9 protein-coding genes and 1 pseudogene are annotated in these 13,881 nt (G+C 35.1%); 9 read left to right on the top strand and 1 reads right to left on the bottom strand.

Annotated elements, in window-relative coordinates:
* The 6 genes and pseudogenes from OPR57_RS06305 to OPR57_RS06275 all read left to right on the top strand — a co-directional run bounded on the left by OPR57_RS06305 (position 1) and on the right by OPR57_RS06275 (position 4,638).
* A complete protein-coding gene (locus OPR57_RS06305) occupies positions 1 to 501 on the top strand; it encodes a phage major tail tube protein (RefSeq protein WP_265036327.1) in 501 nt (166 codons plus the stop codon).
* A 16-nt stretch (positions 502 to 517) separates the two neighbouring features.
* On the top strand, positions 518 to 769 hold the full coding sequence (locus OPR57_RS06300) for a phage tail assembly protein (RefSeq protein ID WP_265036326.1): 252 nt from the start codon (positions 518 to 520) through the stop codon (positions 767 to 769).
* Between the two features lie 112 nt (positions 770 to 881).
* Positions 882 to 3,046, top strand: a pseudogene (locus tag OPR57_RS08190) (phage tail tape measure protein).
* Positions 3,047 to 3,049: 3 nt separating this feature from the next.
* A complete protein-coding gene (locus OPR57_RS06285) occupies positions 3,050 to 3,469 on the top strand; it encodes a phage tail protein (protein ID WP_265036323.1) in 420 nt (139 codons plus the stop codon).
* Entirely contained in the window at positions 3,447 to 3,647 is a 201-nt protein-coding gene (locus OPR57_RS06280) for a tail protein X (RefSeq protein ID WP_265036322.1), read from the top strand. Before OPR57_RS06285 ends, OPR57_RS06280 begins: the two co-directional genes overlap by 23 nt.
* A 1-nt stretch (position 3,648) precedes the next feature.
* Entirely contained in the window at positions 3,649 to 4,638 is a 990-nt protein-coding gene (locus OPR57_RS06275; RefSeq protein ID WP_265036321.1) for a phage late control D family protein, read from the top strand.
* Here OPR57_RS06275 and OPR57_RS06270 read toward each other — a convergent pair.
* On the bottom strand, positions 4,604 to 5,137 hold the full coding sequence (locus OPR57_RS06270; RefSeq protein WP_265036320.1) for an ankyrin repeat domain-containing protein: 534 nt from the start codon (positions 5,135 to 5,137) through the stop codon (positions 4,604 to 4,606). The genes OPR57_RS06275 and OPR57_RS06270 overlap by 35 nt on opposite strands.
* A 122-nt stretch (positions 5,138 to 5,259) precedes the next feature.
* On the opposite strand from OPR57_RS06270, the gene OPR57_RS06265 reads away from it, so the two are divergent.
* The 3 genes from OPR57_RS06265 (at position 5,260) to OPR57_RS06255 (ending at position 13,833) form a co-directional block, all read left to right on the top strand.
* Entirely contained in the window at positions 5,260 to 5,478 is a 219-nt protein-coding gene (locus tag OPR57_RS06265; protein WP_012673232.1) for a hypothetical protein, read from the top strand.
* Positions 5,479 to 5,482: 4 nt separating this feature from the next.
* Positions 5,483 to 6,400 (top strand): patatin-like phospholipase family protein, encoded by a 918-nt coding sequence (locus OPR57_RS06260; RefSeq protein ID WP_265037586.1) that lies wholly within the window; start codon positions 5,483 to 5,485, stop codon positions 6,398 to 6,400.
* A gap of 152 nt (positions 6,401 to 6,552) precedes the next feature.
* Entirely contained in the window at positions 6,553 to 13,833 is a 7,281-nt protein-coding gene (locus tag OPR57_RS06255; RefSeq protein ID WP_265036319.1) for a SpvB/TcaC N-terminal domain-containing protein, read from the top strand.
* Positions 13,834 to 13,881 lie beyond the last annotated feature (48 nt).

Genomic DNA, 13,881 nt, shown 5'->3' with positions numbered 1-13,881 from the left:
ATGTTACCAAAGATCCTAAAGAATTTTAACATATTTGTTGATGGTCGTGGTTATGCAGGAAAAATAGATGAAGTAACCTTGCCAAAACTTACCATAAAAACAGAAGAATACAGAGCTGGTGGTATGGATATTCCAATAAATATTGATATGGGCATGGAAAAGCTTGAAGCAGATTTCACTTTTTCTGAATATGACTCTGAGCTCTTTAGACTTTTCGGATTGATAAACAATAATGCTGTTTCTCTTACTTTAAGAGGAGGTTTGCAGGGAAGTAGTGATACAGAATCAGTAGTAATTAACTTAAGAGGGCTCTTTAAAGAACTTGATTTTGGTAGCTGGAAACCTGCTGAAAAAGCAACACTAAAATGTATGATTGCTGCCAACTATTATAAGCTCACTATTGATGGCAGAGAATTGATTGAAATTGATGCAGAAAACATGATTCGCAAGATCGATGGTGTTGATCAAATGACTTCTATGCGTACAGCTTTAGGAATTTAACTAAAAGGGTAAAACAATGCAAAAAATTAAATTAACTGAACCAATAAAAATCGATGGAATTTTAGTTTCAGAGCTAACTCTACGCCGTCCAAAAGTTCGAGATCGTTTAGCTGTTGAACGTATGGGTAATAGCGATGCAGAGAAGGAAGTAGCACTGATTGCAAATCTTGCAAGTATTTCAAGAGAAGCAGTAGAAGAACTTGATTTGGCAGACTACAGTAAGATTCAAGAAGTGTTACAAGGTTTTTTGTCTCAGCAGAAAAATTGAGGCTGAGCATATTATCACTTAGCTCAATAGTTGGTGGTGGAATCAATCAGTAGCTTGATATGGATATTGAAGAATTTATTACGTGGTTTGAAAGTAGCGGAAAATTATACAAATGAAGGCGATTTCTATAGTAATTGGAGCAACACTGCAAAGCAGTTTTAATAGTACGATAGCAGGTAGCACGAAGCAACTTTCTCGTATTGGTAGTACGATAAAACAACTTGAATCATCAAGTAAATCAGTATCCAAGTTTAAACAATTAAGCCACGATGCTCTGCTTGCTAGGCGTTCTTGGAATGAACTAGAAATAAAAACAAAATCTCTTGCTCAGCAGATAAAAAACGCAGAAGAACCAAGTAAGAGTCTGCAAAAGGAGTTTACAAGATCTAAAGCTGCAGCACTGAAAGCTAAAACAGCTTATTTACAAAAAAGAAGTGCTCTCCACCTACTACGCACTGAGTTCAGTAAAAGTGGTAGAGATATAAAATCTCTTATTGGAGATCAAGCTAAACTTGGTTCTTCTATTGAAAAGCTTAAAAGTAACTATACAGCTTTAAATTCTGTAATGCAAAAACGTAAAGGAGTTTTGGCGCAAAGAGCAAATTTCAAAGCTCAAATGATGGATGCTGTGGCGCTTGGCCTTACACTTGCAGCACCACTTAAGGCTGCAATTAGTTTTGAGAGTGCCATGGCTGATGTAAAGAAAGTTGTAAAATTTGAAGATACAGATGTAAATGGCTTGACAAAACTTGGTGAAACATTAAAGGGGATGTCACGAACAATTCCGCTATCTGCAGCAGAACTTGCGCAAATTACTGCAAGTGGTGGTCAGCTTGGTATTGAAGCTAAAGATCTTACGGTTTTTACAGACACTGTAGCTAAAATGGCAACTGCATTTGATATGTCAGCAGAAGAAGCAGGAGATGCTATTGCCAAACTTTCTAACATTTATCAAATTAAAATTGGTGAAATGAAAGGCATTGGCGATGCAATAAACCATATCTCTGATAACACTGCAGCAAAAGCTAAAGACATTATTCCTGCGCTAAACAGAATCGGTGGTACAGCAAGGCAATTTGGTTTAACTGCAGCGGAAGCAGGAGCTTTAGCAAGTAGCTTTATTAGTCTTGGTAAAACTCCTGAAAAAGCAGGTACAGCAATTAATGCGATGCTCAGCAAACTGCAAGCAAACAAGGTGGCAATTTTCAAAAAGCTTTTCAAATGCTAAAAATAAATGCTAAGGAATTTGAGAAAGCAATTGGTAAGAATGCACAAGGTACATTACTTAAATTTCTAGAAACGATTGCAAAATTAGGCAAGCAAGAACGTTCTAGTGTTCTCTTTGATCTCTTTGGCCTTGAATATCAAGATGATATAGCATTACTTATTGGTAGTCTTGATGAATACAAAAAATCTTTACGATTAATAAACGCGGAATATCAGGGCTCGATGCAAAGAGAGTTTGAAAATAGAGCAAATACTACAGCAAATAATCTTCAGCTACTTAAGAATTCAATAGCAGAAGTAGGAATGAATCTTGGCTTTGTATTATTACCACCTTTAAACTTTACTGTTAATCTTATGAGGTCAGCAACTACACAAGTAGCGCTGTATGCGAAAGAATATTCAGTACTGACTACAGTGGTCATAAGTACGATTGCAGCGTTGATTAGTATTAAAATAGCAGCAATATCTCTTGGATATGCTTGGACTTTTGTAAAAGGTTCCTTCTTTGCTCTTTTATCTACTTGGAGAATGTTTGCATCTGTTGTTACTTTAGTAAAAATAGGTCTTTCTGCAGTTTTTCCAGCGGTAATTGCTGGATTTAAAGCACTGACAATTGCTCTAATGAGTAACCCTATTGGGCTAATTATCGGAGGTCTTGTTATTGCTGCAACTTTGATAATTACCAAATGGCAAGCAGTAAAAAATTTCTTTATTACTATTTGGGAGTCAGTGAAAGTTGTGTGGAAGTCCTTTTCTGATTGGATAGGAAAGTTTTGGAATAATATTACTCAGCCTTTTAAAACAATCAATAATCTGTGGAGCAAAAAAAATGAGGCTAAACTAGAAGTTAAGTCTGTAAATAACGTTATAAGCGATTCTCTTAAGTACCCCATTGCGGCACACAGTAAAGCTATAGAGAATAAAACGCAAAATAATCACTTCAGTATTAATATTCATTCAAGCCCTGGGCAAGATGCACGTAGTATTGCTGATGAAGTAATGGAGCGAATTAGAGAACAATTTAATGGCGCACTTTACGATACAAATTAAATTATGCTATCTCTTGGTCCATATAGATTTTCATTAACTGAGCGAGGTTTTACACGCAGAAATGAATATCGCTGGCCTGCACTTGAGCGTATTGGAGAAAAGCCTTTGCTTCAAAGTATTGGTCCTGGAGAGGATATTATTGAGCTTGCGGGAGTAATCTATTCAGGAGGGCTGAATCAAATAAATAATATGAGAAATTCTTCAAAACCTTTTTTACTTATTGATGGCCAAGGTAATATTTTAGGCCATTTTGTTATTGTGAAAATAGAAGAAACGCAGAAATATTTTTTTCCAAATGGTGAACCAAGGAAGATTGAGTTTCATTTAAGTTTGAAACATTACGATAACGTGCTGCTAGATGAATCACTAAATAATGCTACTGATTATACTGCAACTGATAATGATGATATACTACAAGACTAAAGAAAATGACATGTTAGATTTGATCTGCTGGAAGCATTATGGCTACGAAGCAGTGGAGGTTGTATTAAGAGCTAATCCTGGGCTTGCAGAGTATGAACTTCTTCCTGCAGGGTTAATCATTAAACTTCCTGCTATTCAAAAAGAGATACAAAAGCAAGTAGTAAAACTATGGGATTAAAATGATACCAGGCTTTAGTATTTCAGTAGAAGGCATTTCCATCACTGAGTTGATAAAAAGTCGATTGGTATCGATGCATATTACTGATGAAGCAGGAGTAATAAGTGATACTGCTGTAATTCATCTTGATGATCGTGATTCATTATTTGAGATTCCTAAAACCGGAGCAAAGCTGAATATTTTACTTGGGTATAAAGAAACTGGCATTGTACCGATGGGAGATTACATAGTGAATGAAATTACGCTACAAGGCCCGCCACAAGGACTAAAAATCAAGAGTCATGCAGCGGATCTAAAAGAGTCATTAAAGGAACAAGTGTTTAATGAGTGGCATCAAATTACTTTGAATGATTTGGTGGAAAAAATCGCAAACAAACATGGCTATCAAGCTAAGGTTGCTGCAGAGTTTGCAAATATCATAATATCACATATTGATCAGACTGCAGAGAGCGATATGCATTTTTTAACCAGGCTTGCTCAAATTTATGGAGCAATAGCAAAACCTGCAGGAGGGTATTTACTGTTTGTTTCAAAAGGAAAAGCAAAATCAGTTACAGGAAAAACTTTAAGCACTATTACTTTAACACCTGCAGATATTACAAATTGGAAAGTAAGATTTAATGAGCGTAATCAATATGGCTCGGTTATCGCCTACTGGTATGATTATGAGAAAGCAGAGACTATAACAGAAAAAATAGGTGATCAAGAACCAAGCTATACTCTACGAGATATTTATGCAAGTAGTGACTTGGCGCAAAGTGCAGCTTCTGCAAAATTAAATCAGTTGATGAGTGGTGCAGCAACACTCAACATTAGAATGCCAGGAAATCCTGAATTGTTTGCTGAAGCAAAGATCAACCTTTTGGGATTTCGCAAGGGAGTTTATGGTAAATGGATAATAAATAAGGCTGAGCATGTGATTGATAACCTGGGTTATCGTACTATATTAACAGCAGTTATGGAAACAATTGATACTTGGAAAGTAAATTGATAATTTCTTCATAAATATCTCTTTTTTCTTTGTTATTGCTTAACTCCTTTATAGCAAGATCTAAAGGAGTTTTTTTATCTTTGTTTTTAGCAGAAGGATTTGCTCCATTTTTCAGTAGAAACTTAGCAATTTCCAAACGTCCTTCCTGTGCAGCATAGTGCAAAGCTGTCCAGCCAAAAGCATCAGTGGTGTTTACATTAATGCCTTCTTCAATTAGAAATTTTACAACTTCTAAACAGCCTCCGCTTGTCGCATAGTGTAATGATGTTGCGCCAAAATGATGAGTAGCATTGATATCTACCACATTTTTTATTAAGGATTTTACAGTATCTAAATTACATTTTTCAGCTGCAGTAGACAATGTTTCCAGATCATTGCCACTTGCCTTACTTTTTATTGGTATGTTTTTTGACGGTTTAAAATGCTGAAACAAAAAGATGGCACATATTATTGGTATTATTGAATTTATTAATAATTTTCGAAAAAGGCTGAATTTCATGTCTCTTATGTTATTTGCATCGCTTGTTCAGTGCAACCAATTAACTTTATTTTAGAAAAGATTTTTTGGACGTAATTTTGATGAATCTTGTATATATACATACAACTTTTCCTTTAAAAAAGATGACAAACACAGGAAAGATCCCTGTAGCAGTAATTGCTACTATGGTGATACAAACAATAGCATTGATCTGGTGGCTAGCTAAGCTCGACTTAAGAGTGCATATGCATGATAAATTTATAGAGCAAAATCAAAGGACTACAGAAATCATCTATCGCCTTGAAGAAAGGGTCAAAAACCTTGCTGAGGAAGTTAATGAACTTGAGCAGAGACAAAAATAAAAAAGTGGCAAAGTATATTTTATCTGTTGATGGAGGTGGAATCAGAGGAATAATTCCTGCCATTATTCTAGCAGAGATTGAATCTAGAACAAAAAAGCCAATTTCCCAGATTTTTGATTTAATGGCAGGAACCTCAACCGGTGGAATTATTGTTGCTGGACTTTGTAAAAGCAATAAACTTCAATATTCTGCCAATGATTTGGTCGAACTTTACCAAGAGTATGGAGCTTATATCTTTCAATCATCATTTTGGAGAAAATCAATTGCTTCTTGGCTCAGTGGTTCTCAGTACTCGTATAGAAATGTGGAATTTATTCTCAACAAATACTTCGGTGAAAGCACTATGGTCGATGTTGCGAGTAATCTACTGCTCACTAGTTATGACATTCACAATAGTTGTGAATTTTTCTTCAAAAGTTGGAAAGAAAAAAACATTAAGTTGAAAGATGCACTCAGAGCTACAACAGCTGCTCCAACGTACTTCACACCAAAACGTCTGAAAATTAGCCAAACAGAGAGAGTGTTGATAGATGGCGGAGTGTTTGCTAATAATCCTGCTGCTTGTGCATATGCAAGTGGTAAAAGGTTATTTCCAAATGATGAGATTATACTGCTATCAATAGGCACTGGTGGAACAGATAGAAGTATAAAGTATGCTAACTCAAGGAAATTTGGCAAAATAGGGTGGGTAAAGCCACTACTGAATGTGATGTTTGCCTCTGGATTGGATTGCGTTGATTATCAACTAGAGCAAGTAATGGGTGATAAATATATACGAATACAATCACAACTCAAAGTAGCATCAGCTGAGATGGATGATATAACATCTAAAAATATTAAATGTTTACAGCAAGAGGCAAAGGCAATGATAGAAAGTAATCAAAGAGCAATTGATGATTTTTGCGCTACCAAGATTATATAAGTCTATGAAAAGGCTTCTTTTTCTTATCAGAAGGCTACAAAATTTAAGAACAAGATTGGTAAAGATAAAATTTTAAAAAATAATTTGGACGTTTTTTTTATCAATCTTGTATATATATAACATAAAAGCGCGTTTTCACGCAATCAAATCAAATGGAACCCAACAAAGATACTACACAAAAGTCTACTATTGAGGCCAAAAAGCTTGAGCTACCAAAAGGTGGTGGAGCGATAAAAGGAATTAGTGAAGCTTTTGAGGCTAACTCATTCACTGGTACTGGAGCTTTCTCAATACCAATTGCGCTGCCAACTTGTCGTAATTTCTCGCCTTCTTTAAGCGTTAATTACAGCTCTGGCAGTGGTAACGGAGTATTTGGTATAGGGTTTAATGTTTCAATAGCAAGTATTATCAGAAAGACATCCAAAAAAATTCTAACTTATGATGATGAAGATATTTTCGTACTTACAGGAGCAGATGATTTAGTACTCGTTAATGAGTCAAGTAATAGTGAATATGATATTACTTATTATCAGCCACGTATTGAAGGATTGTTTGCTAAAATAGAGCGTTTGATAAGTAAAAGTGATAATACGGTTTACTGGCAAGTTACTAGTAAAGATGGCAGCATTGCTATTTATGGTAAAAATAAACAAGCACAAATTTATGATCCAAAGAGTAATAAACGCATAGCAGAGTGGTTACTTGAGGAATTAAGCGATGTATATGGAAATAAAATACTTTATTATTATCGCTCAAGTACAAAAGATACAAATGTACAAAGTGGTGGCAGAGTAATAGATCGCATTGCTTATGGATATAACCAAGAGTTAAATTACAACTATTTTGAAGTTTTATTTGATTATGGCGAAAACGATTTTACAAGCCCAGTAGATAAAAGATATAGCGATGAAAGAGAAGAAATTCTCCGCCCGGATCCATTTACCTCGCACACTACAGGATTTGCAGTTAGAACTGAACTCTTATGCCGAGCTATAAGAATTTATCACCGTTTTGACGAGCTTGATAAAGAGCCAAAGCTAGTAAATGGAACGTATTTTGATTACGACGAGAGACCAACGATTACCTACTTAAGAGCTGTAAAACAAGTTGGCTATTATAAAAGAGGAGAAAAAAGATTTACTAAGACTACGCCAACTTTAGTTTTTTCTCATACTAGCGATGATTCTACCTACGTTTCAACAGTTTCATCGGTAACACTGAGCGATGGCAGTAAACCGTCTAAAGAGCTTCTACAGATTCTAAAAGAACAAGATTTTGTCTTTTCAGAACAAAATGCAGAAATCTCTGAAGAAAACTCAAATTGGAAAATCAAAGACAGTGAAAAAGACCTTCTAATCAAAGAAAAAGGAAATTTTTTAGACCTTCATAATTCAAATAATAAAAACTCTTTTAAACCGGTAAAAATAGAAGGAATAAGCAAAAACTTTCCTGGGTACTTAAACGATAAAAGATTCCAATTGGTTGATCTATATCAAGAAGGTATTGAAGGAATATTATATAACGATGGCAACACAATCCTTTATTTCAGACCAAATGGTAATGGAGAATTTGCTCAAGCTAAACTGCTAGAAAATTTTCCATCATTAATGCGAAAAACTACTTACTCACTAATGAGCATGGAAGGAAACGGTGAATTACAACTTTATGTGAATGAAAGTGGTTTTCAAGGTTACTATGATTTTGATGGTAAGTGGAGTGAATTTAAGCCTCTTGAGTCGCAAGTGGTCAATATCAGTAGTGAACTGCAAGAAATGATTGATGTCACCGGAGATGGAAGAACTGATATCGTAGTATTTGAAGGAGAAAAGGTCAGAGTATATCCATCTGCTGGTAAAAAAGGATACAAAAAAGCTATTTATAGCAGTGCACCAAAAGGTCTACCAAATCAGCGTTTTAATTCAGAGAGTACTTTAGTACGATTTGCTGATATGTTTGGTGACGGCAAGAGTCATCTAGTTAAAATAGAAAATGGCAAAGTAGAATGTTGGCCAAATCTTGGCTATGGTAAATTTGGTGAAAAAGTTGTATTTAAAAATGCTCCATATTTTAGGAATGGGTTCAATGTCAAACGTTTATACTTTGCTGATATTGATGGTTCTGGTACCACTGATTTAGTCTATGCTAACCATAATAGCTTAGATATCTATTATAACAATAGTGGCAACTCTTTTAGTAAGCCAGTAACTTTGAGATTGCCGGTGAATTACAATCAAATTGGTCGTATTGAGTTTGCTGACATTCTAGGAAATGGAACTAACTGTTTGCTTATTAGTTACCTTGATCAAAACTTAAAGTTACAGCATTTATATTATGATTTTTACAATGGAGTAAAGCCACACTTACTGAAGCAAATAGATAATAACATGGGTAATATTACCCGTCTTCATTATGCAGCTTCTACTAAGTTTTACTTAGAGGATGGAAAAGAAAACCGCCCGTGGGTAACAAGTCTGCCGTTTTCAGTACAAGTAATTGAAAAAATAGAAACGATAGACAACATAGTAGGAAGTAAACTGACGAGTAAATATCGTTATCATCATGGATTTTATGATTACGTCGAAAAAGAATTTCGCGGATTTGGTTTTGTTGAAACTTGGGATACTGAAGATTTTACTACAACTGATCAACATTACGTAGCACCGATTTATACCAAAACCTGGTATCACACAGGAGCTTATAAAAGAGTAGAAGATTTAGTTGAAAGTTATAGAAAAGAATTTTACCAAGGAGATGGCAAAGCATTAAAAATAACGCCGCAAATATTTGATGAGAATATCACCTCAATAGAGGATAAAAGACAGGCTTATCGAGCTATTCAAGGTCAAATGCTGAGGCAAGAAGTATATGGACTTGATAAAGATGAAAATCCTGATCTTTACCAACATCCATACTCAGTGACTGAATCAAGTGCTTGTGTAAAATTGCTACAATCTAGTACAAACAGTTCTCACAAAGTATTCAAATACGGAATATTCTTTGTGAATTTACAAGAAACTATCAGTTATCACTATGAAAGAAACTGCTGTGATCCACGTACTCAGCATAATTTTGTTTTAGAAATCGATGGATACGGTAATGTCATTAAATCAGTAAGTATTACTTACCCTCGTCGAAGTCAGTCAGGCAACTATTCAGAACAGCAAAAACTACATGCTACTTTAGAATATAATTTTTACGTTAACAATACTAAAGAATTTTACTTACTGGGAACTCTCTATAAATCACAAGCTTTTGAGATTGGGGGATTACCTGATGGCTATATTAATATTAATGACCTCAGGACTCACGTAACACAGTCCTTGCAAAATACGATAAAATTTGAAGAGAACTTAAATTATACAAGTCCACAAGCAAGGCTCTTAAGTGAAAATCATAACTACTATTGGAATGAAGGACAAGATTCTACTTTACCACTTGGCTCTGTAACGCAGCAAGCGCTTCTCCACCATACTGAAGCTATGGTATTTTCTGATAGTCAAATAAAAGAAGTATTTTCTGGTAAAATAACCTCTGAGCAAATGCTCAAAGATCTTGGCTACAAAAAAACTTCTGACTTTTGGTGGGCACCAAGTCCTACGCAATATTATTGTGGTAGTGATAAATATTATTTACCTGAAAAAGTAATTGATGTTTTTGGCGCTGAGACTGCAGTTGTTTATGATCAGTATAATTTACTGCCAATAAAGACGATAGTAAAAGCAACTGCAAGCTCAAGTTATGAAACGACAGCAGAATATGATTATCAACGATTAAGTCCAGTAAAGCTCACTGATCATAACGATAATGTTTCAGAAGTTATATTAAATCCACTTGGAGTGGTAGTTGCCACATCTCTTTATGGCAGCGAAAACGGGCAAGAGAAAGGAGATAAACCATTACTTGAATATCAAGTCAGAAAAAATCCAAATTTTGAAGATGTTTTAGGTATAGCAGAAGGAGCAAATGGTCCTGAGTACTATTTACAGAATGCAACAAGTTTCTTCTACTATGATCTGGAAGCATGGAGAAAAAATGGCCAACCTGTGCATGTGATTAATTTGCAGAGAGAAACTCATGTTTCAGAAGGGAGTTCCACAAGAATCAGGAGAGTTGTCACTCACATCGATGGGTTTGGCAGAACCCTTGAGACTAAAATGCTTGCAGACTCAGAGAGTGAAAAATGGCTAGCTTCAGGAAGAGTTGTTTATAACAATAAAGGCACAGAGGTGAAAAAGTATGAACCTTTTTATAGTAATTTAACTCTTTATGACTTCGAAGAGAGCGTACGTAATCAAGGAGTATCTGACACTCTTTATTATGACCCTCTACTGAGAAATATTCGTATTGATACGGCAAAAGGGTTTTTCAGCAAAGTAGAATTTGATTCGTGGGTTACTAGAAACTTTGATCTTAACGATACGGTAAAAGATTCAGAGTATTACAGAGAATTCAATGAAAGATGGAATAGAGCAAACACAGCAGAAAAAGCAGCTTTAAAAGACGAAAAAGACGCACTGGACAAAGCAGAAAAACACTATAATACACCAACAATAGAACATTTAGACAGTTTAGGAAGAAAGTTTCTGCAGATAGAAACCTTAAGTAAAGAAGGGCAAAGCAATGTAGAATTAAAATCCCACGTTAAACTTGATATTCAAGGAAATGAGCTGGAAAGTGTTGATGCAAGATTTTATGAGCAAAACCAGGGTAAGGAAGAAACTGAAAAAATAAAAAATTTTCGCCACGTTTATTCGATGGCTGGGCTCTTAAAGAGTAGCAGTATTGATGCTGGAGAAACATGGAATTTAGCAAATGTTGCAGGAAGCGCAGTATACAATTGGAATGGCAAAGGATCACTTACTTACACAGAATATGATAAATTGCAACGGCCAATAAAGGTAAAAGTTACTGATCAGGATCTAGATTTAAATGGCAATATCGTCGAAAAATTCTTTTACTCTGAGGACATTCAAGATAAGGTGACAAATCGTTATGGAACGCTTATTGCCCATTACGATCAAGCAGGACTAACTGAAGTTAAAGAAAATGATTTTAAAGGTCAGACGTTAAAAAGTAGCTACATTCTGAGGAAGAATTATAAACAAGAGGCAAATTGGCAAAACGTTGAAAATATCGTTACAACTCATGCAGATCTTGAACAAGAAGTGTTTAATTCAAGCATAAAATATAATGCAATTGGTGAAGTAATTGAAAAGACAGATTCGCAAAATAACACTCACAGTCCAATCTATGATGTAGCAGGCAGAGTAAAACAAATTAAACTCAAGAAGCAAGGAGAAAACATAAAAACCTATGTTTCAGACATCAGCTATAATCCTAAAGGTCAGCGTACATCGATTACCTATGGCAATGGGGTTGTTACCAGCTATAGTTATGACCCTAAAACTTTTCGGCTTACTAAACTTGAAAGCGTCAAAGAGAAAAAGAAACTACAAAGTATTAACTACACTTATGACCCTGTAGGTAACATTACTTGCATGAATGATGATTCATACAAGGTGATCTTTCCAAACAACAAGACTATAGATACTAAGTCTGATTATCATTACGATTCGCTTTATCGACTGATTGAGGCAACAGGAAAGGAACATCCAGCGCTGAATGGAAAGGAAGAAATTATTACACCAATTCCTCATCTAAATAACCAAAATGCAATCAGTAATTACACAGAATATTATGACTTTGATTATGGAAGTAACATTACGAAAATTAGGCATAGCGGAAAAAATAATTCTACTAAAGAGTTTTACATCTCAAGTAAGTCAAATCGAAGTTTACCAATAATAGAAAGTAGGCCTGTCAATGAAAATGATATAGATGCAAGTTATGACGAAAGAGGTAATTTATTGAAGCTGAGTGGTACACAGAATTTACGCTGGAATTACCGAGATAACATAGCGTATGTTGATATTATAACAAGGCCAAGTGGAAAAAATGATAGTGAATATTATGTTTATGATAGTAGTGGGCAACGAGTTAGAAAAGTTACTGAAACTTATCAGAATAATGAAGCTAATCATACTAAAGTAGAAAAAATTTATTTTGGTGATATTGAGGTTACGAGAATTTATCAAGAGAGTGGTTTAAGTAAAGAAAAGTATACTGTCCATGTAATGGACGATAAAAGTAGAGTAGCCCTCCATCATTATTGGACTAAAGGAACTTCTGACGAGACCAGAGAAAGTCAAAGTCGTTATCAGCTAAGTAATCATTTAGATTCAGTTGCCTTAGAATTAAATGATAATGCTGAAATCATGACATATGAAGAGTATCTACCATTTGGTGGCACAGCACTGATTGCAGCCAAAACAGCACGTGAAGTAACGGAAAAAGAGTATAGATATTCAGGAAAAGAAAGAGATGAGAGCACTGGCCTATACTACTACGGCGCACGTTACTACGCCCCATGGCTGGCACGATGGATTAATCCTGATCCTGCTGGAACTGTGGATGGGCTAAATCTTTACCAGTTCGTTGGCAATAATCCTATTAACTATGTTGACTCTATTGGTGAAACCAAGAAAAAAGACCGATATAACGTAAAGTTCAACCAGCAGAGTAAAACATCTATAGCTGTTTCTCGAAGAAAAGTAGGTGCAAATTTTTCTCTATTTGAGGAAGTTCATGAAAGTGGAGGGAAAGGAGAAAAAAAATTACACGCTGAAACGTCTTATATAACAGGCCAACGTAGTGAAGGTCGTTTGAAAGATAACATAGACAAAGAAATATGGAAACTTGATAGAAGCCCTTGTCAAAATTGTACTAGGGAGATAATGGAGTATGTCAAGGATCGTCTAGAAGCACAATCTAATTTTAAATTGAGTTTAGCTATAGAAAATATTTATACGAAAGCAGAAGGAATTGAAAAAGGTAAGGGCTCTATGGAGCAAGCAAGACGCATCAATGCAACGTCTTTGGCTGCTATGAAAGTTATATTTCCTGTTGCGCTAAATTTAAAGTACGCGAGGATGTATGAAAATGTTGAGAATAAGGAAAATACAAAAAGTGGTGATCCTCATCCACTTGTTAAACAAAGGCAAGAGTTTGCTAATGATAATTTAGCACAAGGACATGCAGAGAATATGAAATTAGTGATAGATCCATTAAAAACACTTGCAGGAAAAATAGAAGAAATAGCAAATGGACAGCCAGGAGATAATATTGAAAGCATTAGAGGCGCCATTGAGTCAATGGTAAAAAGTGATAACATTCTCAAAAATTTATTACAAGGAAAAGAAGGCGTGATGATTGATACATGGAAATCTCAGGGGATGACAACAGTAGGAAGTGTTAAGTCTACAATGAAGACAATACTAGAAGTGGCTGATAATCTGATTAAATATTCAATACCTGCTAACGATAATCAAGCTAGTAGTTCTAATAAAAAGCGAAAAAGAGCTCCTGGTGCATAAATAGACCTGAATAACCTCAAAAATATAAGAATTCTTACAACCAAAGGG

This window comes from Wolbachia endosymbiont (group A) of Anomoia purmunda (assembly GCF_947251545.1).
Classification (GTDB): Bacteria; Pseudomonadota; Alphaproteobacteria; order Rickettsiales; family Anaplasmataceae; genus Wolbachia.
This window is presented reverse-complemented; position numbering and strand designations above follow the sequence as displayed.